Origin of the sequence: Mycobacterium sp. 852002-51613_SCH5001154 (assembly GCF_001667425.1) — a bacterium.
GTDB lineage: Bacteria > Actinomycetota > Actinomycetes > Mycobacteriales > Mycobacteriaceae > Mycobacterium.
Genome location: NZ_LZII01000056.1, coordinates 109,192 through 135,929, shown reverse-complemented (window position 1 = coordinate 135,929; position 26,738 = coordinate 109,192). Strand labels below are relative to the sequence as shown.

Below are 26,738 nucleotides of genomic sequence, written 5' to 3'. Positions count from 1 at the left end.
ACGCCTGTCGTAATTCGCTCCCAAACAAGGAGTGTGGCAACCCGCAGCGACGGTCGCGTGCGCCTGCAAAGCCCAAATTTTCGGCTCTGATTCGTCCTGGCAGCACTGCAATGGGAGTAGGCTGTCGGTACCAGGCGCGGGGCGGACACTTCCGGACGGGTAACACGGGTTCGGATCGCTAACGGTGGGTACGCGATCGCTAGTAGTGCATCAGCAGACACTCCGCCTTGGCCCGAGAGCGGAGTAGGAGTAGTAGCTCAGCACGGCCATTTCCAAACATGAACGGCGAATCACTGAGCCCACGAGATCGCCGCTGGCAGGCCGGACAGGTTTCGCCAGGGAGTTTGGCTGTGCTCTCGCGCGCCGCCTTCAGTGACTGCGACGCCGGAGAGATCTTCCGGGTCGTCACAGCCACGGTCGGCGAACTCGCGCCGTGGCAAGTCGAGGCCAGTTACCGGTCCGTGGACGGTGGGTTCGTTCGCTTTCCACCCTCGCAACCTGCAAATCCCGAAATCGAACGGCAACTTCGGGAGTCGGGCTGCGACGGACATATCGATGTGGAAGGCGGACGGTGGGGGTGGGCGGTTCCGCTTAGTCACCGCAGCACCGTTCAGGGTTGCCTGGTGCTTAGTGCCACCAGTGCACCGCCGAAAAATCAAACCCTGCTGCTGACAATCCTTGCTCAGCAAGCCGGCGCCGCCTTGGCGTACGTGGCAATGCACGAGCGCGACGTCGGCTACGCCGGCCAGCTGACACAGGCGAACAGCGATCTGGAGGAAACGAATCGCGAACTCGCCCTCACGGTTTCGCGGTTGCAATCGCAAACGAAGACGCATGAGATTCTGAGCGCGGCGGTGGCGGCGGGACTGGGCGAGCAGGGCATCGTTGACGCGCTTTATGACCTGACGGCATTGCCGGTGGGGCTCGAAGACAGGTTTGGCAACCTGCGCTGCTGGGCCGGCCCCGGACAACTCCACCCCTACCCCAAACAGACAACCCAAGACCGCGGGCTATTGCTGCACGAGCTCGCGGCACAGAACGGTCCTGCGCGGATCGGGGGCCGGGTGCTGTCGCTCGTCCAGCCCCGGGCTGAGATCCTTGGGATCCTGGCGTTGCAGGACCCGGATAACACGGTGACTGAGGACAGCCTGTTCGCCCTGCGCTACGGCACCACGGCACTAGCGTTGGAGCTTTCCCACCAGCGAAGTCTCGCCGAGATCGAGCTCAATCTGCGCCGCGAGTTGGTCGACGATCTGTTGGCCGGCACCGACCGGGACGGGGCCTACGCTCGTGCCGATGCCCTGGGCCATGACCTGCGGCGCCCGCACTATGCGGTGGTGGTGCAAGCCGGCGGTGGCGCAGAGAACGGACTGGCAACCGCCGCCGGGCGCGCTATGACCGCGTTGCACCTGAACTACCTGCAAGGGCGCCACGGGGGCCTGATTGTTCTGCTCACCGACGGACGCCCGGACCCCCGGGCGTTGCACAACGCAATCAGCGAGCGTCTCGACCGGACGGCCAACGTGATCGGCATCGGCACTCGCTGCGAACTGCCCGATGACTTGCCGCAGTCCTTCACCGAGGCGCGTCGCGCCCTGAACATCCGGCTGCGCTCGGCCAATCCGGAAGGCGCAGCGGCGTTCGACGAACTTGGCTTCTACCGCCTGATCGACGCCGCCCACGACGGCGGCACCGTCGAGGAATTCGTGCGCGAATGGCTGGGCGCACTCCTCGACTACGACGAGAGCAAGAACTCCGAACTGGTCCTGACCCTGAGCGATTATCTGGAATGCGGCGGAAACTATGATGAGTCGGCGGCCGCATTACACATTCATCGCAGCACGCTGCGCTACCGGCTAGCGCGCGTCGCTGAACTCACCGGCCACGACCTCCGCAAAGTCGATACCCGGTTCAACCTCCATGCCGCGACACGGGCGTGGCGATTCCTCAACCCGATGGCCGACCGGCGGCCGGGCGCAGCGGGCGTCTAGGGTGAGCCGTCGCTCGACTCGTTCAATGTGATCTTCCCGGGAGCTCGATAGAGATTCCCGAATTCGCGTTAGGGCAAAATCTTTCGGACCGGCTGACGGGACGTTGCAGTGGCAATCCCCTCGAGGTCCATCAGCGGCTGTCGCCACAGAATGCCTCATTGCTGTGGCCGAAGGCCTCGGACTGTCGAGACGGTTTCAGCCCGCGATTTCACTCGCCTTGGTCAGTCACGACGGGTGAGTGACCTCGGATATCAGAACACCAGCTTGAATAACGTGAACACCCGATTCCAATGCTCAGTCGACGGGTTGGACATCGTCGCGTCCACCACGCGGAACGAGCGGGCAAGCGCGATACTCAACCCGCCGAACAACTCTGGAAGCAGCCGCTCAGCGTCCTCAGCGAACGCAACCTCCCCGGAAGGTTGTCGAACCACCTGGCGCAGGAGCTCACGGATCTCCTCGGCCTCCTCCAGCTTGTCGAATTCACGCATTCGCTCCTGGACGCCCTTGGTGATCGGAAGGTCCTGCGCCACAATCACGTCACGCCCGTTCCACTTGGCCGAGTTGCGCCCTGCGATAGCAATGTCTTCGATCTGTTCGTCGACAAATTCTCGGAAGCGGCGTACGTCGTTCCTGTCGATCTTGATGCTTGCGACCGACCGGAAGAACCGTTCGAACACCGGAATACCCAACGGATGGGTCACTCGATACCTCCGCTCCAAGATTCCAGACCGGCCCGAGCGGGCCAACGCTCAACGTTGGCACTGTCGTCGGTGACACCGAATCGGACCCGCAGGCGCAATTTCGCCGGGCCTGTTCGGCCTAGGAGGTCAAGAGGTACCAGGGAACGCACGTCGGACGATGGAGCGGCGGACAGCCGCTTGCGGCGCATGCCGTCCAGGCGTGCCTAGCCCCAGGCGTGTGTTTCGATCCGCCGGGGCCGGTCTGGCCCCGAGCCCGCATTTCCCAACAGAAGCGTGTGCCTATCGGGCCTTGGTGGCTGATCCATTGCCATCATGGCTTCTTCTGACGCCGCAAGAACACCCACCCGGAGGGTGAATTGAACAATCAAGCGGAAGGACGGCAAACACAAACCTGCTCCGTCAACGTCGACGTCAATTGGTCCCCAACGGACACCTGGCGGGGGAGACGGTAGTGTTGCCGCCTGGCCGACAGCTCGTCTTCCGTTGGCCGCGGGGGACCCCACTGGCGCAACTTTTTGCCCAAAGTCACTGCGTGGAATTGACTTTGGTCAACACCAACGCCGCCTCGTTGTACGGAAATACTCGGTAGAACACACCAGATGGCCCTCGAACGAGCGTTGCGGCCTCAGCCTTACTCAGGAGGCGGGGATTGGCTAGCGCGATACTCTTGCCGCGCTTGTGCAGCACCGCCTGTCCACCGGCGAATACATTCTTCAACCAGTCCGATTTCAGTCCATACCCGACAAGAACGACGAAGCCGTCGCGGATGCGAAAAACCAACAGCGGCGTTCGATAATGCTTGCCTGATTTGCGTCCGACATGCTCGAGCGTCCCTAGGCCCGGAAGCCATGGTGTGATCAACCGCGCCGCTGGATTGGTGACTCGACGATTGAAGTTTGCGACGGCCCTTGGCACCCGCATGGGCCCCCTCGTTCACAACCAAGCTCGAAAATGACCAGTATCCGTTGGAACGCTACGGCCCGTCGCGGATCGCTGTTACCAGGGAGCTAGCTGGCGCGATGTCGCGGAGGTCCGGTGGGATTGGCCTGCCGAGGCGCGACATCTTTTCGCGGCTGTCGAGGGAATCCACCCTCCATCCGTGCTGGGACAGCCATGATGCCGTATCGCTCGCATCGTGGTTTTTGATGAAGGCCGTGACATCCACGTCTACGCCCAGCGCGTCGTCTATCTCGGCTGCTCCGTCGCGCCAAGTGCTCAGCCGTTTGTCACCGAAATGCAGTGTCGAGTGGTGATAGACCTCGGCGGCCAGCCGGCTACCCGGTGCGCTTAGCGCAGTGAGCGTGTCGAAGAGTGCGTTGTGCTCGGTTGACGATAGGTAGGGCAGTAGTCCCTCGACGAGCCAGGCGGTCGGCAGCGACCTGTCCCATCCCGCCTCCATCAGCATCAGTGGCCAACGCTCATCGTGCAGATCAGCAGGAATCGCGTAAAGGTCGGCTAGCGGAGTAGCGCCATGCGCTGTGAGGGCGGTGTCTTTGAACGCCTGCACTGCGGGCTGGTCGATTTCGTACAAACGCTTGCCGGTGAGAGGGAGTAAGCGATAGGCACGGGCGTCGAGGCCGGCAGCGAGGATGACGAATTGGCCGACTCCTAAACTCGCTGCGTCAGCACAGAACTCGTCGAAGAAGACCGTCCGGGTGGCGACGTACTCCCGGCCCGTTCGCGCAACTCGCCGCCCCACATCATCCTCTGCACCCATCCACGAAAGGTCCCCGCACGCAATCCGTTGCCAACCCGGTTCATTGGCCGCCGCCACCAACACCGCCGCAAACTCGTCGTGGATCAACGGGTCATCTTGTGCTGTTTCTGCTGCCCGTTGAGCAGCGACAGCAAGCGCCGTTGATCCCAGATCGGTGGTGATGTCCCAACTCATGCGGTGGCTGGCACCAGGGCGCTAATGTCCTCGCCTTGAAGGAGCTTCATCGTCAGATTCAGGTCGAAATAGTCGGTCCAGCGAGTGATTTTTCCATCGTCATCGACGACGAAGGTCCCCATTACCGGGATGGCCGGCGTGCTTCCGTCCGGAGCCTGGATGTAGTCCAGGCGTTCGGTGAGCACCACGGAGCCCTCGCTGGCGAGGTTGACGATTTCGAAGGCGTAGGCGTCCGGGAACATCGCGAACTGGGCGGCCATGTTCTCCACGATGGCGTCTGGCCCAGTGAAGGCGGGCATTCCCACGTTCTGATAAACGGCCCCTTCGGCGAGCAGGGGACGCAACGCTTCGGCGTCCCGCTGCTCCATCAAGGCGCAGAAGTTGCGGACTACATCGGCTGGCGAAGACATGAGTGAAATCCGTTCATGGCGAGTAGGTGAATTAACTTGAGCATCAGCTACAGCTGGTATGTGACATTCAGCGCCTTCTCTCCCGGTTGCGCGGGCTGCATACGATACGGATCCGCCTTTCCCCAAAGACTCAGTGCTCGTGGACAATTACCCCGCGGATGTTGCGGCCGGCGAGCATGTCGTCGTAGGCCTCATTGATGTCGTTGAGCTTGTATTCGGTGGTGACGGTTTCGTCGAGCAACAGCTTGCCGCTTCGATAGAGGCTGATGAGTCGAGGGATGTCGGCCCGCGGGTTGGCTTCGCCGTACAGGCTGCCCAGGAGGCGCTTTTGGAACAGCGTGAACAACGTCAGCGGCAGCGTCGGCGTCACGTCGGACATCGATGCCAGGGCGGTGGCCACCACGGCACCGCCCTTCCGCACCGTATTGAGCGCGTCGTTGATCATCGCGCCTTCGAGCACGCCTGGCGTGAGGATGGCCGAGTCGGCCATGACTCCACGCGTAATCTCGCCGACTAACTGGTTTGCTTCCTCTATCGAGGTGGCGAAGTGAGTGGCTCCGAACTGAAACGCTTTGTCGCGCTTGCTAGGCTCTATATCGACGACGACGATCTGCTCCGCTCCCGCCAGCCGAGCGCCCTGAATGGCACCGCTGCCGATCCCCCCGCAGCCGACCACGAGCACCACGTCGCCGGGACTGACGTTCGCGGTATTGACGGCCGAGCCCCAGCCGGTGGTGACGCCGCAGCCGAGAAGGCATGCGCGCGATAGCGACACATCGTCGTCGATCTTGACGACGGAGGCTTCCGACAACACGCCCCATTGAGCGAAACTGCCGACGCCTGAGAGGGCTCCGATGCCCCGTCCTCTGGCGCGGCGCCGGAAGGTGCCGTCGGCCTGGACTCCCGCGAGGATGGTCGCCCCGAAGTCACAAAGGTTTTGACGCCCCGTAGCGCACCAGCGGCAGCGACCGCAGGCCGGCAGAAATGATGTCACTACGTGGTCTCCCACCGCCACATCGCGCACTCCCGGACCGACCTCTTGAACGATGCCCGCCCCTTCGTGTCCACCTATTAAGGGAAAGCTCACCCCGAACATGTCGCCGGTGCGGATGTGGTGGTCGGAATGGCACAATCCGGTGGCTTCGAATTCGACCAGAAGTTCACCGGATTGCGGCGGATCGAGTTCGATCTCTTCCACCGACCACTTCTCGTTCAGCCCCCACAGAACTGCTCCGTTGGTCTTCATGGCGACTCCTTAACGATATTTATGGCACGTTCAGGACAGTTCGCGATCGCATGGTGCGCCCGACCCTCCCATTCCGGCGGTATATCTCTGACGGTGACGAAGGCGATCCCGGCGTCGTCGATATCGAACATCTCCGGATATGTTGCGTAACAACGGCTGTGGCCCTGGCACATTTCTGCGTCGACACGAAGCTTCACCGTTCAGTCCAATCCGCCCGGTCGGGTCCCGATGACGCCCTGCTCTGTCAGTGCCGCTATCAAAGAGGCGTCGAGCCCGAGCAGCTCACCGAGGATGCTCGCATTGTGCTGCCCCAACGTCGGCGCCGGTGACCGATACCACTTGTCAACGCTGCGGTACTTGAAGGGAAGTGCCGCCACGTGATGCTGTGCCACAACGGGATGGTCGAGACTTTCGAAGAAGCCGCGGGCAGCCAGTTGTGGGTGCATCGAACCGACCCTGGCATCTGCCAAATCCGCTGCGGGGACGCCGTATTCGATAAGCAATTCGGCAGCGGCCGAGGACTCTCGCCGGCCAGCCCATTGCTCGAGATGCTTGTCGATCACATCATGTGCCTCGACACGCCCTTCATGGGTATCCAACGCGGGGTCGTCTGCCCAATCCGGGTTGCCCAGAGCCGACTTGAGTTGGTGCCATTGCTCCTCGTTCGCGACCGAAATGGCCAGCCATCGCTCAGTTCCCGCGCACTCATAGAGCCCTTGTGGTGCGGCGTCACGGCTGCGGTTCCCCCGGCGCGATATCAGATTTCCGTAGGCGGTGAACTCGACGACCTGCTCGGCGGCTGCGTTGAGTGCGGCCTCCACCATCGAGACTTCGATGAATGACCCGCGCTCGGTCTGATCCCGTTGCCGGAGGCCGACGAGCATGGCGAATGCGGAGTGCATTCCCGCCAGTGGATCACACGGGCCGCGGGGGATTCGCGGCTGGTCGTGTTCATGGCCGGTCACCCACGCCATCCCGGTCATCTGTTCCATCGTCTGCGCAAAGCCCACGTTGTTGCGCCATGGTCCGTCGAGCCCGAATGCGGGCATTCGAACCATAAGTATTCGAGGGTTGACCGCACTGATGGTCTCCCACGGGATGCCGAAATTGTCGAAGACGCGTGGCGAGAAGTTTTCAACCAAGATGTCGCAGCGCTCGACGAGTCGGAAGAAAAGCTCCCGCCCTTTCTCAGAGGACAGGTCGAGGGTGAGCCCGCCCTTGTTGGCGTTGGTCGCCAGGTACATCCCCGACCGCTCCCACCACTGAGACTGATTGGCGAACGCCGCGGCCGCCATCCGCGCGCCGTCAGGGTGGTCCGTCGACTCCAGGTGAATGACCTCAGCGCCCAGTGCAGCAAGAATGTGGGTCGAGGAGGGGCCCGCCCACCACGCCGTCGCGTCGAGGATTCGTACTCCGTCCAGCGGAAGTCCCGGTGCACGGTCGGCGGGACTCGCAATCCTGCTGTGGGCGGGGACTTTTGCCATTTCGCCGAGCCGAGGAGCACCGGCTGTTGGGGCCGGTCGTCGGCCATTGATCTGGTAGGGCGCCAACGGGTGGGTGAAGCTGCCGTCGGCATACGTGCCCCACACACCGCGCGCCGCGAACTGAGGGTGGTCCAACACAGTCTGGCCATTGTTGACTGGTGAGACGGGGATGCGCAGATCGGAGGCCAACGCGACGATCTCGTCTGTGGAACGTCTCGTCGTCCATTCCCGCACAATCTGATTCCACTCCTCCCGCCGTTCCCACCGCGTCGTGGCGAGTGCCCACGCCGGGTCATCGTCGAGCAGGTCCAGTCGGCCGATCATCGCCAGGAACGACTCGAATTGTTGGCGGGTATTGGTGTTGAAGCCCACCCATCCGTCGGCGGTCGGTTCGATGGAAGGGATTTCAACCTGTCGCGCCGGCACGGTCAAAGGGGGACGACCGGCCAACTCATGGTAGAGGTCGGCGAATCCGCTGGCGCTGAGGTGACAAGTTTCCAGCAACGAGCAGTCAATGATTTCACCTGCGCCGCCGAGTTGAGCCCGACGCAATGCGCCAAGCGCCCCGACGGCGGCATAACTGGCCATGACCCATTCGAAGATTCGACCGCCCGCTTGAATGGGCGGTTGGTCCGGACGACCTCGCAACGCCAGGGTTCCGCTCTCTGCCTGGATCGTGAACTCCGTCGAGGGTCGGTCCCGGTACGGTCCGGTCAATCCGTACGGAGACAACGCCACGATCACCAGGTGTGGTGCACGCCGTAGTAGGGCCTCGCGGTCGAGTGCCCCAGGGCCGAGAGAATCGACGAACACATCGGCGGAAACGATCAGCGCCTCCAGGTCGGCCAACGAAGTGCCAACGACTGAGCGCTTGCCGGCGTTCAAGAATTTGAACAGCGCGTCGGCGTCGCTTCGATCGCCAAACGTTCTGCGGCGGAACGGATCCCCGTTTGGGTCTTCTATCTTTATGACCTCTGCTCCGAGGTCGGCGAACAACTTGGTGCAGTACGGGCCGGAGATCTCCGTCGCCCACTCGACAACACGAACCCCACGCAGAGCGTTCATCGCCTTGCGACTTCCCGCGTCAATGTCTTCGGAAGTGAGTTACTCGCGCCGATGGGTGCACACACGCCACTTCCTGTCCTCACGCTCGTGCCGGTCGACCAGGGTGTTCTGCATCCGCATTGGCTGCGGCTTGGCTGGCAACGACGCTAGCGATGGGAAACCTGAAGTGTCAAGTGCGACTCGATAACCACGGCCGCGGTGGGGCTCGTCAGGGAGCTCTTAGTCGGCCGCACGCACCTTGGGGGCCCGCTGGACCCGCCCGCCTCGCTTGGCGGGCGGCTTCATAGTTGACGTGCTTACGCCTTTGGCGAGGACCTGCGTACCCAGTTCGATCTGCGCGCGGATGTCTGACTCGCCCGTACCAAACCAGCGTGGTCCGAGGCTCGTTGTGAAGATGATGAAGTTAGCCAGCAGCTCCGCGAATAGGTCGGCGTCGACGTCGGCCCTGATCTGCCCCGCGGCTTGGTAGTGGCGAACGCCTTCGGCGATAACGGCCGTACGGCGCGCGTGATTGGGTTGCAGCACCCGCAGCGAGAAGTCCGGGTCTGACAGTGCCCGACCGGAAATGTCCCAGCCGGGAACACCGCTGTCCCGGTCATCGATCCTCAGTCTCGCAAGAAAAAGCTGCTCGATGTAGTCCTCGAAGCGGGCAGGCAGGGCCGCCACGACTTGCTCTTCGGCCTCGCTGACGAGGTCCGCGATCTGTCGAGAAACAACTTGCTCGAAGATGCCTCGCTTGTCCCCGAAGTAGTGGAACAGCATCGCCTCCGAGCAGTCGGCGCGACGGGCGATCTCCTTCGTCGCCGCGGCCGCGTATCCCGCCTCGGCAAAGACCTCAGCAGCCGCTTCAAGGAGGGCTCGTTGTTTGCCGTCCTTGTCGCGAACTCGCCGCCGCGCGCCTGTAGTCATCACACACACTTTAGCGAGCACCCTTCGACTGAGGGGAAGCTCGCATGCAAGTGGTCTCAGATAGTTATCGAGTGTGACTTGACTCTGCTCGGTCGACGATTTACTGTGCTGCCAAAGCAAATTTCGGCGTGTGCGAGAAATCCGAGGGCCGGCGCAGATGGCACATGGACGGTGGCGTGACCACGGTGTCGGCATGCGCAGTTCCGGTGTCGACGAGGACGGCACATGTTGAGCAAATCACCGGAGGAACACGCCCGGAACCTCGATCTTCGTCATGAGGATTTCAACGACCAAGACTTCCTCTACGAGGTCTACGCAGTTATGCGAGAGGCGGGACCGTTCAGTCACCAGGATGTCCCATTCCTGGGCCCGACGCCGAGGGGTGCGTGGGTCGCCACCCGCTATGACGAGTGCTACGAGATCTTGCGGGATTGGCGCACTTTTTCCAGCAAGCCCGTTGGGATGGAAGGCTCCCCGATGTCGTTCGGTGACATCGTTATCACCTTGGATCCGCCACGGCAGCAGCAGCTTCGCAAAGTTCTCAACCCGTATTTCTCTCCTGGCCGCATGAAGGACTTGGAGCCGCAGGTGCGGGCGGTCACCGACGCGCTGATCGACAACTTCATCGAATTGGGCCGCGGCGATCTCGCCGACGTCGCATGGCAGCAGCCGGGGATCGTGTTCTTCCGGTATGTACTCGGCATGCCCGTTGAGGACGTGCCGCTCTACATCGAGACAGCTGACCTAGCGATCAACGGTGAGAGCGAAGAGGTCCGAAACGGTTCGATGACGAATCTCTACCTCCGCGTACGCGAGGAGATCGACAAACGCCGTGGTCAACCGCCGCGCGACGACCTGATCGATGTCTTGCTCGCCGCCGAAATCGACGGCGAAAAACTGAGCTTCGACGACGTTGTGGCGAATGTGATGCTGCTGGTGCAGGCGGGGCTCGAAACAACATCTAGTGCAATGTCGTTCGCCTTCTTCTATCTGGGCTCTCACGCTTCGGAGCGCGACCGGCTCGTACGAGAAGCCGAGTTGTTGCCCACGGCGATAGAGGAATTCATCCGGTTCGCCGGTTCGGTCCACGGGCTGCATCGCTCAGTGGCGGAAGAGGTTGAACTAAGCGGCCAGAAGTTCTGTCCCGGCGAGACGGTCGTCGTGAACTATGCGGCGGCCAACCGCGACTCGCGCGAGTTCGACGAGCCGAACAAGTGCATTCTCGACCGACAGACCAACCGCCACCTCGGGTTCGGGGCCGGCGTCCATCGCTGCTTAGGCTCCAATCTCGCCCGGCTCGAGTTTCGGGTGGGCGTCGAGCAGACCCTGAATCGGATACCGGACTACGCCATCCCCCCTGGGGCAAAAGTCGACTTCCACGGGAACTCGGTCACTCGGGGCTACCGCGCCTTGCCGGTCGTCTTCAGCCCGGGCGCCCGCGTCGCCCAGTGAGAGGCGGCTGGCGACCGCCGATATCGTCTCGCAACCAACGTAATAGCGACATCAGGGAGGAACCCGTGGACAAGCAAGATCTTCAATGGATGATCTCTGTCGATGACCACATCATCGAGCCACCGAACCTATGGGTCGACCGCGCGTCGGCCGCCGACCGCGATCGAGTGCCACGCGTCGAGCGCATCGGCAGCGTCGATACGTGGATCTATGATCAAGCGCGCGCGTCGGTGATGGGCATCTTGGTCGCGGCTCACCAAAGGCCGCCCGAGTACTCCCCGCTACCAGTGAATTACGACGAGATGCCTCGCGCATACTTCGACCCGGTGGCCCGCATCCCCGACATGGACGAGGATCATGTGATCGCGGGACTGAACTTTCCGTTCTTCCCCCGGTTCTGTGGCCAGATGTTCGCCCACCTCGGTGACCGCGACCTCGGTCTCAAGTGCGTGCAGGCCTACAACGACTTCGTCATCGACGAGTGGTGCGCGGCGGCACCCGGTCGCTACATCCCGATGGTCATCATTCCGTTGTGGGATACCAGACTGGCCGTCGAGGAGACTTTACGATGCGCCGGCAAGGGCGCCAAAGCCATTGCCTTCTCGGAGAATCTGCACCCGTTGGGATTTCCGTCCATCCACTCGGGGGAGTGGGACGATTTCTTCGCGGTGGCGAACGAGACGAAGATGCCGCTGTGCACGCACATCGGCTCGTCGTCGGTCAGTCCCACCACGTCGCCTGACGCGCCTTTCGGGGTTCAAGCCGTCAACATCAACCTCAACCTGGCGAACTCAACCACGGATTGGCTGTTCTCGGGCAAGCTGCAGAAGTACCCCGACCTGAAGATCGTCCTGGCGGAGGGCGGCATCGGCTGGATCCCCTACCTCATCGAGCGCGCCGAACATGTCGCCGCCGACTACCAATACCTGCGCGCCAACAACTGGGCGGTTGACCCGGCCACGATGCGCCTGACGCCCGTACCCACCGACCCCGACATCTTCCCGGAGTCACCGCGTCAGCTCTTCCGCGACCACATGTACGGCTGCTTCATCGAGGACGACTTCGGCGCGGCGAATCTCGACTCCATCGGCGTCGACAATGTGATGATCGAAACGGATTATCCGCACACCGACAGCCTCTGGCCCAACTCCCTTCAGGCCGCTCACAAGGCACTCGACGGCCGGTCCGACCTCGACAAGTACAAAGTGCTGCAGGGTAATGCTCGGCGGGTCTTCGACTTCGAGCCCGCCCCGTATCCGACGCTGACCTAGTCAACGGCGATTTGTTTGATGCGGGAGTACCAGAGCTTCATCGACGGCAAGTGGTTGAGCGACAACGCCCTCGGGACCATCGACGTCATCGATCCGGCCACCGAGGAATTGATCGGCCGAGTCGTCGACGGTGGACCAAAGCAGGCGACCATGGCGATCGAGGCCGCCCGACGGGCTTTCGACGAAGGTCCGTGGCCGTGGATGTCGGTGCGGGAGCGCGCAAAGGTCATCAAGCGGTTCGCTGACATCCTCGACGAGCGCAAAGCCGAACTTCGAGAGCTGGTCGTCGCCGAGACCGGCTCGACCGGCTTCATCACCGACCTGATCCAGGTTGCCGGTGCCATCGAGGCCGCCCACTACTACGGCGAGTTCGTCGAACACGATGTGACTTGGGTGGAGACACCGGGCGGCCCCGTGGTGTCGCCGACTGGCCTGGGCGGCGTCACCGTCGTCCGCGAACCGGTCGGGGTGGTCGGAGTCATCACCCCGTTCAACTTTCCTTTCTCGATCAACATCCAAAAGTGCCTGGCCGCCTTGGCCGTCGGCTGCACAGTGGTACTCAAGCCCCACCCGTGGACCCCGATGAACGCCCTGGAGCTGGCCAAGGTCGGTGAGGAAGCGGGCCTCCCGCCCGCAGTGTTCAACGTCGTCGTGGGAGGTGCCGACGTGGGGGAGGAGTTGTGTACCCACCGGGGCGTCGACATGATCGGATTCACCGGTTCGACAGCGACCGGTCGACGCATTCGTGAACTATCGGCGGCAACCATGAAACGCGCACAGCTGGAACTGGGCGGCAAGAGCGCGCACATCGTTCTCGACGATGTCACCGAAAGTGACGTTGCAGGAATAGGTTTCGGGCAGGTGCTGATGCATGCCGGGCAAGCGTGCACCGTCACGTCGCGGCTTCTCTTGCCCGAGCGGCTGCTCGACGCGTACGTCGATGGCTTGAAAGCGATGGCGCCGATGATCACCGTCGGGGATCCGCGTGATCCCGCGACCGTCGTCGGGCCGCTTATCAGGGATCAGCAGCGTCAGCGGGTTGAGTCCTTCGTTATGGCCGGGGTGGAGGAGGGCGCGACGCTGGTGGCTGGCGGCAAACGTCCCGAACACCTCAAACGCGGCTTTTACTACGAGCCGACGGCATTCGTCGACTGCCGCAACGACATCCGCTTGTGCCAGGAAGAGGTATTCGGGCCCGTGCTGGCGGTGATGACCTATCGCTCCGAAGACGAAGCCATCCGCATCGCGAACGACTCCATTTACGGTCTGGCGGGTCTGGTGACGACCCGCAATGCCGCAAGGGGATTCAACGTCGCCAGGCAGATTCGAACCGGCACCATCATGGTGCAGACTCTCGCACCAGGTGCCGACCTTGGCGACAATCCAGGTGATGGGCAGGGTCCGGGTTGGTCACTACCGGGGCGTGGCATGTTCAACGGCGGCGGCCCCTTCGGCGGATTCAAACAAAGTGGGCTCGGCCGCGAGCAGGGTCGCTGGGGCTTCGAGGAGTACACCGAGCTGAAATCAATCACCATGATGTAGCGGGGAAAGGTCGCGTGATGGAACTTCTCAGGGACGTCCGAGTCCTCGAGGTGTCACTCTTCTCCGCGGATGCACTCGGCGGGCATCTGGCTGATCTCGGCGCAGAAGTGATCAAGGTGGAGCCGCCTGGCGGCGGTGGCTTCCGCGGTTCGGCGGTTTCCGGCGGCGAGCTGCAGGACTCTCACTGGAATCGCGGCAAGAAGAGTGTGGCGATAAACCTGAAAACGACTGAGGGTCAAGATGCGTTTCGCCGCCTGGCCGCGACATCCGCGGTGGTGATCGACGGTCTGCGTTACGGCACGGCGGAGCGGCTCGGTTTCAGCTACGACGACGTCGTTTCAGTCAACCCGACAGTTGTCTACTGCGTGCTCAATGGCATGGGCAGCTATGGGCCCTACACCCGATTGGCCACACACGGGCTGTCGTTCGACTGTTTCGCCGGCTTGAGTCCGCCGATCATCGATGCGGATGGAACGCCACGCCTTTCGGGGGCGGCCACAGGGACGACAGGTGTTCTCGCGGGACCGCTGTACGCAGCGATGGGCGTACTCGCCGCGCTGCACGCCGCCGGGCGCGACGGCAAGCCGCAGTACGTCGAAGTAGCGCAGGTCGATGCGGCAATTAACTGGAACTTCCAGCACCTCACCGCGTTGGCGAACGGTCAACCGGCCTACGGCGAGGGAATCCGCGCTTCGCTTCGCTACCAGTACTACGAAACCAGCGACGGCAACTACGTGGTGTTCAACGCCCTGGAGGACAAGTTCTGGCTGAGATTCTGCGAATCACTCGACAGGATGGATCTCCACGAACCGGGGCGCCAGAAGCCGGGGCAGGATCTCGAGGCAGAGGCCCGGCTGCGCGAGGTGCTAACAGCAATATTCAAGGAACGCACACGCAAGGAATGGATTGACTTCTTCATTGCGACCGATATCGCAGGAGCCCCGGCATTCTTGGGCGCAGACCTGTTCGACGACGACCACTCTAAAGCTCGTCGACTCGTCTACGAGCAGGCTCAGGCGGACGGGACTTCGCAGCGATTGATGGGAACATGCATCAAGACCAAACCCGACGAGGGATTTGCACCGCCGGCAGCGCCGCACGTTGGGCAGCATACGGAAGAGTTACTCCGCGCCCTGGCAGGCTACGACGAGGCCGGAATGGAGCGCCTCCGTTCGACCGGCGCAATCTGAACACCGGCGCATGCCCCACTCAAGGGGCAAATATGAGGAGCGCGCCGTCTCATCGGCCGATCGCTAGCTAACAGACCTGCGCGCATCTTCACCCCGGCGTCACCCCGGCGACCGGGGGCGTTTTGCAGCCGTACTGGACCCGTACCGCGCCCGTACCGGCAACGGCAGATATTACTGTCTAGCAGGGGATATGGCGCGAATCAGGCAATCGTTCGGCCTGGTCGCAAGAGGGCTGTCTAGGGACTCATAATCCGTTGGTCGCGGGTTCGAGCCCCGCCCGCCCCACAAAGTAAGGCATGGTCAGAGGTGTACAGCCACGCGGGGCCGCCGGCTAGCGGTGTTCACCCCGGCGCCTAGCGGCCTAGCGGCCTGGCGGTCGCGGCGATGATGCGCTAGCTAACTTGGGCGAAATTGTGGGTCTGCCACGCCGAGGCGGGTAGGTCGGCGGGCTCGTAGCGGCGGCCTCGTTCGAGGACACCGACGCGAAACCCCTTCTCCGACAGCCGCTGCGCGGAGACGGCCTTCATGATCGGGCTCGGTGACACAAGGCCGCAGGCCACCTGCCGTGGTTCATTCAGAGGAGCCATGGGTCTTCCTCGGTGTAGGCCGATTGGCTGACGATCATAATATTATGACTGTAAGGTAATCGGCTATGATGCGCAAGGGCGACTTGGAGGCGAACGGAGGACGCGACTGTGGCGAGGTACGACGCGGAGCACAAAGGCGAAACGCGGCGAAGGATTATCGATTCCGCAGGCCGGCGTTTCAAAGAGGACGGCATCGACGGTTCAGGTGTCGGTGCCCTCATGTCTGACGCGGGGCTGACAAACGGCGCGTTCTACGCGCACTTCGAATCCAAGGATGACCTCGTGGCCAACGTGGTCGCCGACCAACTGCGCGCCCAGCATGCCAACCTCGGCTCGCTACCCGAGGGCCGCGCGGCACTGGAGGAATATGTGCGCGACTACCTCTCGCCACGTCATCGGGACGATCCGAGCACGGGCTGTCCCTCTGCGGCCCTGCTCGATGAAATCGGCCGCTGCGATGACGCCATCCGCGATTCCTACACCGAGGGAATGCAATCCATCATCGACACGGTTGCGACGCACTTGTCCCCACACGACCCTTCCGCCGCCCGCACCAAGGCGCTCGGGTTGTTCACGCTTCTCGTTGCCACCCTGCAACTCGCACGCGCCGTCTCCGATCGGCAACTCTCCGACGAGATACTCGAATCAGGCATTCGCAATGCACAGATCCTGCTTGATTGTGGAGAGTTCGATGGCCGTTGTTGAGGCCATCAACACCTTTCGTGTAATCCCAGGTGTTTTCGCGTGCTTTTCGCGTGCTGAACCAGTGTTTCCGCAGGTGACCTGCGGTTTCGGAACGGGTTCGAGCCCCGCCCCCGCCCTACTCAGGCATGTATGCCTTCGGCTGATGCTTGTCAGTCACTTCGGCTAATCCTTGAGGCTCCCTGGATGGGATGCATCTGCTCGCGCTGCCAGTTCCGTGAGAAAGGAATAGACCCCCTGCAAGGGAAAGTGGAACGGTTCATCCGTCGTCTTGCGTAGGACGGCGCAGGCGAGGCTGTCCCGGATGCCTGGATTGGCGGCGACGATCTCGGAGGTGATCTGGCCGGGGACCATCGGGACCATCATGCTCTCGCTCGACAGCACGGCGAGCAGGACTTCATAGCTGTTCGCGGTAGCCAGGTCGTGGAAGAAACCCGGCTGGACGTTGTAGAAACCGTGGTCGACCCATCCCAGACACGGCGTCCAATGGATCATCACTCCCCCTGGGGCGGTGTGATCGTGAATCGCCTTGTAGCAATTGGCTTGATTGAAGACGTGCTCGGTCGTGCCGTTGTTGATGCAGACGTCGAACCTTGTCCCAAGATCGAAGGGCAGGTTGAGATCCTGCTGCAGGCGATAATCATTGGGCGGGAGCAGATCGATGGCGTTGTAGCTGCGGAAGTCGAACAGGGCTTTGTAGATTCGCTTGGCGTCGGCATAGGCCTGAGACATGCCGTCCGGCGCCGTCTCGGCCAGCAACGCGTCCCGCCGTGGTCCTTCGGCGAGAAGAAGCGGGATTGCCTGCGCCGCATCGATCACGGACTCGGCTTCGCCGAATTCCAGGAGGCGGCCTTTCTGAGGAAGCAGGCCGCGGCGCGACGCCTCCAGGAGGAAACTCAACTCGATATTTGTAATTGCCATCACGAAGCCGGGCTAGGGAGGTGGCAGCGCATCGTCGTTGATCCTATGGCTCGTCGCCGTTTAGCCTGTGCCGGCTAATCATTACACCTGTTCGTCAGAGGCGCTTGCTACAGGACTCACAATCCGTTGGTCGCGGGTTCGAGCCCCGCCCGCCCTACTTTCCATCCGAATGACGTGGGCCAATTGCAGTGGTGCGCGCTATCGTCTGCGGGTGGCCATATCAACTCCGGTGAGCGCAGCGGTCGCGGCGTTGCTCGCGATGACGGCTGGCCTAACGGCGCCGCTCGGTGCCGCCGATCCAACACCCCAACAGCAGCCGTTTCCGATAGGCAAAGCCGGCACCACCATCCATGTCACGGAATACAGCGCCGCGACCGCCGACGTCACGCTCAACAACGCGAGCTGGGTGTCGTCGAGCTGCACCGGGAGCGGCGGGGGCTGCGACGTCATCGAGCTCACCATCGTCGGCAAGTCCGACACACCTTTCAGCTACGGCGAGGCCTACGTGACTGCCGCGTCGTCGCCGTGGAGGCAAGACCCTTACCGGGACGTCGAACGCGGCTCACTGACAGTTGATTACCAGAAGATCAACAAGATGCCGCCGCTGCGCTCGGGCAGTGTGACCAACGGCCAGACCGCCCACGGATACATCGCCTACGACGGCTCCGTCAACCAAGGCGACATCTACATCGAGTTCAATGACCCCAACGCTCCGGCGGCCCCCACCCCACTAGCGGGTTGGAAAGTCCACACCTAGCCGCCGCAGGCCAGGCGGCTGTTGCGGCGACGCCTCGCCGTCTCGGCGATAGACTTTCGGCGTCGGAGTTCCAGGCGGCGCCGGTCATGCTTGGTTCGCAGCGACCGCCGATTGTGAAGGTCAGTGGTGCGCGATGATCGAGTCGGGTAGCGACGCCGCGCTGGAAGTCATGCGTTCCGACGAGGAAGCAGCCAACGGTTATCGGGAGTGGCTGGCCGCCGCGGAGCGCTCCGGTCAACGAGTGCTGCGGCAGCCGGACGGCACGTACGTGCTGTGGCGGCGCGACGACGTTCTTGCTGCCATGCGCGATGGCGAGGTTTTCGCCAGCCGCCAAGGCGAGCTGATGCCCGGTAATCCGCCGTTCGGTCCGTACCGGAAAATCATGGTCGAACAGTTGTTCACTCCCGGCAACTCGCGGGACATGCTCAAGCCCGTGCGCGCGATCATCGAACAATGCGTCGGCGCCGTAGCGGCGCAACTGGACCGCTGCGACGGTGTGGGTGTCGCCGAGGTCGTCTGGCGCGCGGCCTTCGTCACGGTCTGCGGGCTGCCGACGGATACCGCTCCCGACGCGGTCAACACGCAAATGGTGGCGGCAATCCGCCGAGCCCCACAGAGCGGCCCCGATTTGATCAGTATCCTCGCCACCGAACCCCTGACCGACGAAGAAGTACTGGGACTGATGGCCTCGGTGGGCCGAGGCTTCATCTTCGCGTCGTTTGCTATCAGGGCCGGACTGGCTGTGCTGGCCCGACAGCCGATATTGCAGCGTGAACTACGCGAAAACCCTGACCGGCAACGCCGGTTCATCGAGGAGCTACTGCGGTTGGATGGCGGGGCGAAGACCGTGTCCCGAATCACCAGCCGCAACGTGACAATCGGCGAAACGACGATCCCAGCCGGGTCGCCTGTCGAGTTGTGCGTCGGATTCGTGCATCGCGACGAGTTTGATGACATGTCAGGTCACGTCATCAAACTCGATGGCCCGCAGCGCAATTGGAGTTTCGGGGGAGGCCCGCACCGGTGTCCGGCCTCGCACCTGGCCCGGGACCTGTTGGGCGTGTTCTTTGAAGTGTGGCTCGCCAAGATTCCGTACTTTTGGTTCGACTGGAGCGGTGGCGAGGTGCCCAAAGCGTGGCATCCCAAACCCTACAGCCCTTCGCCCAGCGAGATTTTCGACGGTTGGTTCCCCGTTCACGTGCCGCTCAGGTGGCGTCCGGAGCCGTGATCGGGGGCGAGGCCTTGTGCCATCTCGCCCTGAAGCCAAGGATGTGCCAACGCCCGCCGGCCATCTCCGCGGCTTCGGGGCGAAGATCGTCGGGCAGCGCGACCTGCGCGAGCCTGCGCGTGGCACCCCCGGCGTGACGAACTTCATCGTGATTTCGCCAATGGACACCGGTGTGTTGCGGGCGTTGAACGCGGGCATATGCAACATTGGAGCCATCTCCAAGACGCCGCTCGATCCGCTCACGTTGGGGTTTGCAGCCCATCGGCGATGGTTGCTACTCCGGTTGAGATATCGGCAGCACATTCAGGCTGCCGTGACACGTCGCAGACGACGATTTCCGTAGCGGCTCGGGAATTCGCACGTAACGTTGCAGCGATGGACGGCGTGGCAGAACTGGTGCCGGTGCTAGCCGCGCACCGGTTCGATGAAGCCGGCCTCGCGCGGCACCTGCGCGGAAAGCTTCCCGGCTTCGACGGTGAACTGAAGGTTCGCCAGTTCCAAGGCGGACAAAGCAACCCGACGTTTCACCTGCAAACCACCGCTGGCGAGTACGTCCTTCGCAAGAAGCCGCCGGGCCGGTTACTCCCCCGGGCACATGAAGTGGAGCGCGAACACCGCGTCATGTCGGCGTTGCGAGACACCGGTGTGCCGGTCCCGCGTATGCGGCTGTTGTGTAATGACGAATCTATCATCGGCACAACATTTTTCATCATGGACTACGTCCCCGGACGTATCTTTCACGACCCGGCCATGCCCGAGAGCGCTTCGGCACATCGTGCGGCGGTCTACGAGGACCTCGCACGGGTCCTCGCGGCGCTGCACCGGGTGGACTGGCGCGCGGTGGGCCTCGAGGGTTTCGGCAAGCCAGAGGGTTACCTGCAACGCCAGGTGGCGCTGTGGACGAGGCAGTGGCAGGCCGCGCGCGTGGAGGACATGCCGGCGATGGATCTGTTGGCGCAGTGGTTGCCAGAACACCTGCCAACGGACGACGAACCGGCTTGCATCGCGCACGGCGACTACCGCTTGGGCAACGTCCTGATCCATCCAACCGGGCCCCGGATCGTTGCAGTACTCGACTGGGAGCTGGCGACCATCGGCCATCCGTTGGCCGATCTTGCCTACACCTGTTTGACCTACCATCTGCCGCCGGACTTCAGCGGCACGAAGGGTGTAGCGGGCGAGGACCTGACCGGCACCGGGATACCCGACGAGCAGGCATTCGTTGCGAGTTACTGTCGGCACGCCGACCGAGAGCCACCTCGCTCGCTCGACGCCTTCATCGTGTTCTCTATGTTCCGCCTCGCCTCCATCACCGCCGGCGTGTGGCGGCGCGGGCTCGACGGCAATGCTGCCGACTCCCGCGCCGGCACATCAGAAATCCGGGACCGCTACCGCGCACTGGCGCAGATGGCGTGGGCTTTGGCGCAACAACTGCCGGGCGGGTAAAGCCACCCGACCGAAGGTATACGTCTTCAGCGACTTGCCTTGAGTCGCTTTGGCATTCAAGGGAGCGCAGTTCTTCCAGCGCTCACGTCTTGGCGCGTTGGGGGATGCACCCGCCCGACGTTGGCGTCACCTTCGCGGGCGGGCCCCGGCCGAAGATGGGGACTCCCCGGCGGGCTAGGGGCCGAGGTGGTTACCCACAAACCTGACCGATCTGTCCGTGATTTGGGCTCGCCTCGCACTGGCCAAGTTCGCGTCTGTAGATCTCACGCATGTAATTGTCGAGGCAGGCTTGGTGGGCGGCGGGATCGGTGACGTCGACGCAGGGGTCGCCGGCGTCTGCTGGTGCCAAGGGAACACAGAGGGGTACTAGTGCTAGGGCTGCTGCCGCCGACACGCCGAATATTGCTCTTTTCATCGAATCCCCAAGCGCAGCGTGGTGGAGTACGTCGTCCCAGTTAACCGCAGGCGGGTGCTATCGGGCTAGCGGCGAAAGTCCCACAAACAAGGGTCATTGGTTTCGACATCCGCAGCCGCCCACGTCCAAGCCCTGCCAGCTGGCCCGCGCCAATTAGCAGTTATCTCGGCGCTGGGTATAGCGACATCGAGGGTGGGTATGGGTTCCGGATCGTCAAAGAAGGAGATGCCGATGACCCGACGCCGTGCGGATGAAGCGTCTAACAACACCGCCGACGACCCGAAGTCCGAGCCCAAGCGGGATGCCGAGCAGGTAGTGCCGGAGGAGGGCGAGGGACCGTTCCCTCCCGTGGCCGGTGTACCCCGGCCACCCATCGGCAATTGACCATCTGAGCTGTCCATTTCCGTTTTGTCGGCGGCGCGCGTCGGCATCGCCAGGCGCAGAGTGCAGAGGTTTCGCGCGGTATCAACGCGAATTCGGCACTCCAGGGTGGGGAGGACGAGGCCGACCACGTGTGGAGATTCGGGTCCGGGGTATCCCCCCGGGCGTATGACTACAGCCAGGACACAACCGGATCAACGCGAAATCGACGAAGTCCGGGGAATCGTTGACGCCATTTCCGGGGCCTTCGCGGCCAAGATCGTCGGGCAGCGCGACCTGCGAGAGTCGCTGCTCATCGGCCTGCTCGCGGGCGGACACATCTTGCTGGAAAGCTTGCCGGGCCTGGCAAAGACCACCGCAGCCAAGGTGCTCGCCGAGTCGATTCACGGCCGCTTTCAACGCATCCAGTGCACGCCCGACCTGCTGCCCAGCGACATCGTCGGCACGCAGATCTATGACTCGGCGACCAACTCGTTCGTCACCCAATTAGGGCCGGTGCACGCGAACATCGTGCTGCTCGACGAGATCAACCGGTCCAGCGCGAAGACGCAAAGCGCGATGCTCGAGGCGATGGAGGAGCGGCAGACCACGATCGCCGGGCAGGTGCACCCCCTCGCGGACCCGTTTCTGGTCATCGCCACCCAGAACCCCGTCGACCAGGAAGGCACCTATCCGCTCTCCGAAGCGCAGACCGACCGCTTCCTGCTCAAAGAGATCGTGCGCTACCCCTCCCCGCAGGAGGAGGTGGAAGTGATGTCGCGGATCGACGCCGGCATCTACGACAAGGGGCGGCCCGCACCGCCGGTGGTCGGCCTCGAGGACGTGCTGCGCGTCCAGGACGTGGTGCGCCATGTCCACATGGATCGCGCGCTGATGCTCTATGCCAGCCAGCTGGTCGATGTGACCCGTCACCCCGCGGGGGCGCTGCCCAAGCAGATCGCGCGACTGGTCGAATACGGCGCCAGCCCCCGCGCAACGATCGCGTTCTGTAAGGCGGCCCGGGCGCAGGCCCTGCTGTCCGGGCGTGCGCACGTACTGCCCGAGGACATCGCGAGGCTCGCGCACCGAGTGCTGCGGCACCGGCTCATCCTCGGATTCGAAGCGGCCAGCGCCGATATCACCCCCGAGCTCGTCATCGACGCCGCGCTGCGGGTCGTCAGGGTCCCCTGAGGCGCCGGAAGGCCACCTTGGGTAAGCACCTCAACCGGGCCAAGGCGCACTTCGGCACCGACACCCGCGGCCTGCTCGAAGGTGGCCGCTATGCGCTATTGCACACGCGTAGCATGGAATTCGACGATCTACGCCCGTACGTGCCCGGCGACGACGTCCGGGACATCGACTGGAAGGCCTCGGCGCGATCGGGCAGCGTACTCATCAAGCGGTTCGTCTCCGACAAGCACCACAAGATTTTGCTCGTCGCCGATGCAGGTCGCAACATGTCGGCGCTCGCCCCGAGCGGGGAGGGCAAACGCGACGTCGCCGCGCACATCATGGGCGCGGTGGGGTTGATCGGTCTGCGGCGATCGGATCAGATCGGCATGGTCTACGGCGACCGTCGCGGCAGTGTGAACATTCCGCAGCGGCGCGGCGAGTCGCACATCGAGGGACTACTGCACCGCTGGTACCAGCACACCAGCACCAACCCCGGCCGCAGTGACATCACCACCCAACTTGACTACGTGGCAACGCATTACCGACACACCATGTTGATCATCGTGGTATCCGATGAACCCGAGGCCGATGACAAACTCGGCGCAGTGCTCGCCCGACTGAGCGGGCGCCACGACATCATGTGGGCGATGGTGTCGGACATGCCCGCGGTGGGTCCCGACAACACCGACGGATACGACGTCGCCACCGGTCGTTTCGTCCTGAATGGAGCCGACCTCGGCCCGCGGGTCGTCACCGCTTACCGTCGCGCCGAGCAGTCCCGTCGCAACCGCCTCGACGCGCTCCTCACCGGTCACGCGATTCCCCACGCGACTATCGCCGGCAGCGATCACATCCGGCGCGAACTCGTTCGCCTGACCGAGGTGGCCGCCCGTGCCGGATGATCTGCTGCGCCACATATTCGGTCCGCAGCCGTACTCGTCGTGGTGGTTGTTGTTGGCCGTGGCGTTGGTGATTGCCGTAATTATCTGGTACGTAATCGTTTTCGTATGGACGCTGCCCTCGCACCGACTGCGGCGCATCCCCGTCGTGCGGCGAGTGCACGCCTGGCTGATTCGTGACCGCTTCGCCCGCCGCGTGCAAGGCATCGCCGACGAGCACGACGCCGGGCAGATGTCGGCTCCGGCGGCGTGCGCGGCAATCAGCCGGACGGTGCGCAGCTTTCTGCATCAAGCGACCGGAGCGCGGGCGCAGTACCTACACGTCGGGGCCATGGCCGACGCGAACCTGGCCGCGGCCGCGCCGCTGCTGACCCGGCTCGGGGACGCGCAGTTCAACGCCGCCGCGCACGTCGATATCGCCGACGTGAGCACCCGGGCGCAGGAGTTGATCCGCTCGTGGATCTGAAATGGTGGCCCATACTGGCCATCGGGTTGGCCTGCTTAGTCGCGGTTGTGGCGCTGGCGGCATTGCTGCCCATGACCGCTGCCCGCCGGCAGCTGCGCCCGTTAGCCAACATCGCACGTCTGACCCGGTTACCCGAGTACGCGAAAGTAGCCCGGCTGCGATCACTGTTAACGGTGGTCACCCTGGTGGTCCTGACGGTCATGTTCGGCGCCGCCTCGTGGGCGGCGGCCCGTCCGACCGTCGCCGGCAACGACTTCGACGCCGCCTACCCCGAAGACATCATGCTGTGTGTCGGGCAGCCGGTGACCGACGCGGCGACGACCGAACTGCTCGACTACTTCGCGCGGCAGGCCGGCACGTCGCCTCAGCGTCAACGGATCGGCTTGACATCGGTCAACCGCCGCCTGGTGCCGCTGACGCGCGACCACCAGTACGCCGCGGCACGATTCGGCGAATACACCGGGGCTCATGCGGCACAGTCGGCGTCGTTCGCCCCCGCGGTACCCTACACGGACTATGCGACCAGCGTGAACGCCGTTCTGGCGCTCTGTATGTCAGGATTTCCGACGATCGAGAAGGGCGACACGCATCGACGGTCGGTGATCTATCTTGGGCCCTCAGATCTCCGTGCCGCAGGAGACTCGCGCCCCGCACTGTTCACCGACACCAGTGTGTGGGACGTGGCCGAGCGCGCCGGAACGCAGCTCAATGTCATCGACACCGCGCCGTCAGCGGCAAGTGGCCCGCTCGTCGCCCTCGCCAAGCGGAGCGGGGGCCGGTACCTCGCGCCGGGACGAGGATCGGTGATCAAGGCAATCAACGAAATTCGCGCACACACCCCACCCGCGCGCCTGGCCGACGGCACCATCGTGACCGCGGACTTCCGCGACGACGCGGTGGTACCGCTAGTAATCGCGCTGCTGTCAGCGGCCGTGCTGTCGGTGGCCCTGTTGGTGCTGCGCCGATGACATTCCATCCTCTGCTGCCTTGGCCGATCTTCGCGGTCGTCGCAGGTGCGCTACTCCTGGCGCGACTGGTGGCGCTGCGCCAGGCGCTCCTATCGGCGGGGCGCCGGCGTGGCCGCGCGGCGCTACGTTGGACCGGTGTGACTTTCACGGTGCTGCTGCTCCTTGCCGCGACCACCCGCCCCGGACTTCGTGACGACGAAAACGGCCGTGGCGCAACCCGAGCGGCTGGCGAGAACCTCAACGTGTTCCTCGTCGTCGATCGATCGGCCGACTCCGGCGTCGACGACTACGGCGCCGGCGAACCGCGGATCGCGGGGATGCGTGACGACGTCGCCGCCGTGATCAAGCAGTACCCGGCGGCACGGTACGCGCTCGTCGGCTTCGCCTCGCGGGCCTCGCTGGACTGGCCGCTGGCCGAGGATGTCTGGAGCCTGCGCCCGACCGTCGCCGCGATCGGCCCCGAAAACGCGGGTTCCGATGTGAACGGGGGAGCGGCGGACAACGTGCTGCGATATCAGTTGATCCAGGCGGCGCAGCAGTATCCGGGTTCGCGAAACGTGGTGCTCTACTTCGGCTCCGGTGCGCCAGGTTCGCGCGCCCCCCAGGGCGACTTCAACCTCACGCAGAGCGCGGTGGCCGGCGGAGCGGTGCTGGGCTACGGCCGCAGCGACGCGATCAACGAAGCCGAATTGCGACAAATTGCAGCACAACTCAACGTGCCGTATGTACATCGGGATCCGGGACAGGCTTTCCGGCGCGACCTGCCCGACACGGCGGATTTCCGGGCGGAGGCCGACGGACAGACCGAGCTGTACTGGCTGCCTGCGCTGCTCGCCGCGGGGCTGCTGCTCGCCGAGATCTACCTTTCGGTCCGCGAATTCCGGCGCGGCCGCATCGCCCGGCGGGACCTGACGTCGTGACTCCCCAACCGGCACGGCTGCGGCTGCGACGGCGGCTGCTGGTCTACTCGGCACCGGTCACCGCCGCCGCGCTGCTGGTTGCGGTCAAGCTTTTTTCGGTTGTGGTGGCTGGCAATTCGGCGGCTCACGCCTTCGCGAGCGGCGATGGGAACACCTTGCGGTCCGATGCGGCAATCCTTGGCGTGGCCAACGTAATGGAACCCGCGAAGGCGCCGTTCGCTGCGGGCGCCGCCGCCGTGCTTGACGGCCGACTCGACGATGCCGACAGTCACTTCTCCGCCGCGCTTGCCCGCAGCAGCGCCGACCGCTCCTGCCCGGTGCGGGTCAACCTCGAACTGGTCCGAGAGACCGAGGGCGACCGTGCCGCGGCGGCCGGGGATCGGGCGCGCGCCGAGGAACATTATGCGAGCGCGCTATCCGTCGTAGACCAGGCGCCACAAAGCTGTTTTCTCGGTAACGGTGACACGGACCCGCAACGGCGGGCCATCCGGGATGACGCCGCGAACCGGTTGGCGGCCAAACGAACTGCGCTCAACGTTCCGCCGCCGGCAACACCGCCACCGCCACCGCCCCCGCCGCCAGCGGCACCACCTCCACCGCCGCCGGTCGCCACCGTCGCACCCCACGGCCGGGAGATCCCACCACGGCGGCTTGATCCCGCGGGAGGCGATCCGCTCGACAAATTGCAGCAGATACTGCAGGACGCGGCGGGTGTTGCGCCGATGGGGGAGGCACCGTAAC

26 protein-coding genes are annotated in these 26,738 nt (G+C 63.7%); 16 read left to right on the top strand and 10 right to left on the bottom strand.

The annotated features are described in order from the left end of the window. Positions 1 to 278 precede the first annotated feature (278 nt). Complete coding sequence (locus A5750_RS16025) at positions 279 to 1,991, top strand: CdaR family transcriptional regulator (protein ID WP_067264100.1); 1,713 nt, start codon at positions 279 to 281, stop codon at positions 1,989 to 1,991. A gap of 251 nt (positions 1,992 to 2,242) precedes the next feature. Here A5750_RS16025 and A5750_RS16020 read toward each other — a convergent pair whose 3' ends face one another. The 8 genes from A5750_RS16020 to A5750_RS15990 form a co-directional block, all read right to left on the bottom strand. After that, the gene (locus A5750_RS16020; RefSeq protein WP_082959129.1) at positions 2,243 to 2,695 is read right to left on the bottom strand and encodes a DUF1931 family protein; all 453 of its coding nucleotides are present in this window, start codon (positions 2,693 to 2,695) and stop codon (positions 2,243 to 2,245) included. 525 nt (positions 2,696 to 3,220) lie between these two features. Continuing rightward, positions 3,221 to 3,616: a nitroreductase family deazaflavin-dependent oxidoreductase gene (locus A5750_RS16015; RefSeq protein ID WP_067264093.1), complete on the bottom strand. Its 396-nt coding sequence runs from the start codon at positions 3,614 to 3,616 to the stop codon at positions 3,221 to 3,223. A 52-nt stretch (positions 3,617 to 3,668) separates the two neighbouring features. Further along, the gene (locus A5750_RS16010) at positions 3,669 to 4,586 is read right to left on the bottom strand and encodes an SAM-dependent methyltransferase (RefSeq protein WP_067264090.1); all 918 of its coding nucleotides are present in this window, start codon (positions 4,584 to 4,586) and stop codon (positions 3,669 to 3,671) included. Next, entirely contained in the window at positions 4,583 to 4,996 is a 414-nt protein-coding gene (locus A5750_RS16005; protein WP_067264086.1) for a limonene-1,2-epoxide hydrolase family protein, read from the bottom strand. Before A5750_RS16005 ends, A5750_RS16010 begins: the two co-directional genes overlap by 4 nt. A 130-nt stretch (positions 4,997 to 5,126) precedes the next feature. Further along, the gene (locus A5750_RS16000) at positions 5,127 to 6,242 is read right to left on the bottom strand and encodes an NDMA-dependent alcohol dehydrogenase (RefSeq protein WP_067264082.1); all 1,116 of its coding nucleotides are present in this window, start codon (positions 6,240 to 6,242) and stop codon (positions 5,127 to 5,129) included. Continuing rightward, positions 6,239 to 6,439, bottom strand: coding sequence for a ferredoxin (locus A5750_RS25430; protein WP_082959128.1), 201 nt, complete (start codon positions 6,437 to 6,439; stop codon positions 6,239 to 6,241). Before A5750_RS25430 ends, A5750_RS16000 begins: the two co-directional genes overlap by 4 nt. Positions 6,440 to 6,442: 3 nt before the next feature. Continuing rightward, positions 6,443 to 8,791, bottom strand: coding sequence for a CaiB/BaiF CoA-transferase family protein (locus A5750_RS15995; RefSeq protein WP_067264080.1), 2,349 nt, complete (start codon positions 8,789 to 8,791; stop codon positions 6,443 to 6,445). Between the two features lie 219 nt (positions 8,792 to 9,010). Next, positions 9,011 to 9,700, bottom strand: a complete 690-nt coding sequence (locus tag A5750_RS15990) for a TetR/AcrR family transcriptional regulator (protein WP_066946009.1) — start codon at positions 9,698 to 9,700, stop codon at positions 9,011 to 9,013. A 225-nt stretch (positions 9,701 to 9,925) separates the two neighbouring features. Here A5750_RS15990 and A5750_RS15985 point away from each other — a divergent pair, with 225 nt between their 5' ends. The 4 genes from A5750_RS15985 to A5750_RS15970 all read left to right on the top strand — a co-directional run bounded on the left by A5750_RS15985 (position 9,926) and on the right by A5750_RS15970 (position 15,155). Next, positions 9,926 to 11,152 carry a cytochrome P450 gene (locus A5750_RS15985; RefSeq protein WP_197505435.1) on the top strand — a complete coding sequence of 409 codons (1,227 nt, stop codon included), beginning with the start codon at positions 9,926 to 9,928 and terminating at the stop codon, positions 11,150 to 11,152. 65 nt (positions 11,153 to 11,217) lie between these two features. Further along, entirely contained in the window at positions 11,218 to 12,423 is a 1,206-nt protein-coding gene (locus A5750_RS15980; protein WP_082959127.1) for an amidohydrolase family protein, read from the top strand. A gap of 18 nt (positions 12,424 to 12,441) precedes the next feature. Continuing rightward, positions 12,442 to 13,965 (top strand): aldehyde dehydrogenase family protein, encoded by a 1,524-nt coding sequence (locus A5750_RS15975; protein WP_067264073.1) that lies wholly within the window; start codon positions 12,442 to 12,444, stop codon positions 13,963 to 13,965. Positions 13,966 to 13,982: 17 nt separating this feature from the next. After that, positions 13,983 to 15,155: a CaiB/BaiF CoA-transferase family protein gene (locus A5750_RS15970; RefSeq protein ID WP_067264070.1), complete on the top strand. Its 1,173-nt coding sequence runs from the start codon at positions 13,983 to 13,985 to the stop codon at positions 15,153 to 15,155. Between the two features lie 392 nt (positions 15,156 to 15,547). On the opposite strand, the gene A5750_RS25425 is transcribed toward A5750_RS15970, so the two are convergent. Beyond that, positions 15,548 to 15,742 carry a hypothetical protein gene (locus A5750_RS25425; RefSeq protein WP_082959126.1) on the bottom strand — a complete coding sequence of 65 codons (195 nt, stop codon included), beginning with the start codon at positions 15,740 to 15,742 and terminating at the stop codon, positions 15,548 to 15,550. Positions 15,743 to 15,850: 108 nt separating this feature from the next. On the opposite strand from A5750_RS25425, the gene A5750_RS15965 reads away from it, so the two are divergent. Beyond that, positions 15,851 to 16,447, top strand: a complete 597-nt coding sequence (locus A5750_RS15965; RefSeq protein ID WP_067264067.1) for a TetR/AcrR family transcriptional regulator — start codon at positions 15,851 to 15,853, stop codon at positions 16,445 to 16,447. Positions 16,448 to 16,609: 162 nt separating this feature from the next. On the opposite strand, the gene A5750_RS15960 is transcribed toward A5750_RS15965, so the two are convergent. Next, on the bottom strand, positions 16,610 to 17,344 hold the full coding sequence (locus A5750_RS15960) for a hypothetical protein (RefSeq protein ID WP_067264065.1): 735 nt from the start codon (positions 17,342 to 17,344) through the stop codon (positions 16,610 to 16,612). Positions 17,345 to 17,624: 280 nt separating this feature from the next. Between A5750_RS15960 and A5750_RS15955 the strand changes: the two genes are divergently transcribed. The 10 genes from A5750_RS15955 (at position 17,625) to A5750_RS25880 (ending at position 26,737) form a co-directional block, all read left to right on the top strand. Then, complete coding sequence (locus tag A5750_RS15955; protein WP_067264166.1) at positions 17,625 to 18,122, top strand: hypothetical protein; 498 nt, start codon at positions 17,625 to 17,627, stop codon at positions 18,120 to 18,122. Positions 18,123 to 18,255: 133 nt separating this feature from the next. Then, positions 18,256 to 19,350, top strand: a complete 1,095-nt coding sequence (locus A5750_RS15950) for a cytochrome P450 (RefSeq protein ID WP_067264062.1) — start codon at positions 18,256 to 18,258, stop codon at positions 19,348 to 19,350. Between the two features lie 375 nt (positions 19,351 to 19,725). Further along, positions 19,726 to 20,796: a phosphotransferase family protein gene (locus A5750_RS15945; RefSeq protein ID WP_066958320.1), complete on the top strand. Its 1,071-nt coding sequence runs from the start codon at positions 19,726 to 19,728 to the stop codon at positions 20,794 to 20,796. 646 nt (positions 20,797 to 21,442) lie between these two features. Further along, positions 21,443 to 21,595, top strand: a complete 153-nt coding sequence (locus A5750_RS25885) for a hypothetical protein (protein WP_156664343.1) — start codon at positions 21,443 to 21,445, stop codon at positions 21,593 to 21,595. Between the two features lie 165 nt (positions 21,596 to 21,760). Beyond that, positions 21,761 to 22,762 carry a MoxR family ATPase gene (locus A5750_RS15940; RefSeq protein WP_066958317.1) on the top strand — a complete coding sequence of 334 codons (1,002 nt, stop codon included), beginning with the start codon at positions 21,761 to 21,763 and terminating at the stop codon, positions 22,760 to 22,762. A 17-nt stretch (positions 22,763 to 22,779) separates the two neighbouring features. After that, entirely contained in the window at positions 22,780 to 23,646 is an 867-nt protein-coding gene (locus tag A5750_RS15935; protein ID WP_067264059.1) for a DUF58 domain-containing protein, read from the top strand. Then, positions 23,636 to 24,109, top strand: a complete 474-nt coding sequence (locus tag A5750_RS15930) for a hypothetical protein (protein ID WP_066958313.1) — start codon at positions 23,636 to 23,638, stop codon at positions 24,107 to 24,109. Before A5750_RS15935 ends, A5750_RS15930 begins: the two co-directional genes overlap by 11 nt. Then, positions 24,100 to 25,077, top strand: a complete 978-nt coding sequence (locus A5750_RS15925) for a hypothetical protein (protein ID WP_067264057.1) — start codon at positions 24,100 to 24,102, stop codon at positions 25,075 to 25,077. Before A5750_RS15930 ends, A5750_RS15925 begins: the two co-directional genes overlap by 10 nt. After that, on the top strand, positions 25,074 to 25,997 hold the full coding sequence (locus tag A5750_RS15920) for a VWA domain-containing protein (RefSeq protein ID WP_067264055.1): 924 nt from the start codon (positions 25,074 to 25,076) through the stop codon (positions 25,995 to 25,997). Before A5750_RS15925 ends, A5750_RS15920 begins: the two co-directional genes overlap by 4 nt. Further along, positions 25,994 to 26,737: a hypothetical protein gene (locus tag A5750_RS25880; RefSeq protein ID WP_067264052.1), complete on the top strand. Its 744-nt coding sequence runs from the start codon at positions 25,994 to 25,996 to the stop codon at positions 26,735 to 26,737. The genes A5750_RS15920 and A5750_RS25880 overlap by 4 nt, the downstream gene beginning before the upstream one ends. Position 26,738: the final 1 nt, after the last annotated feature.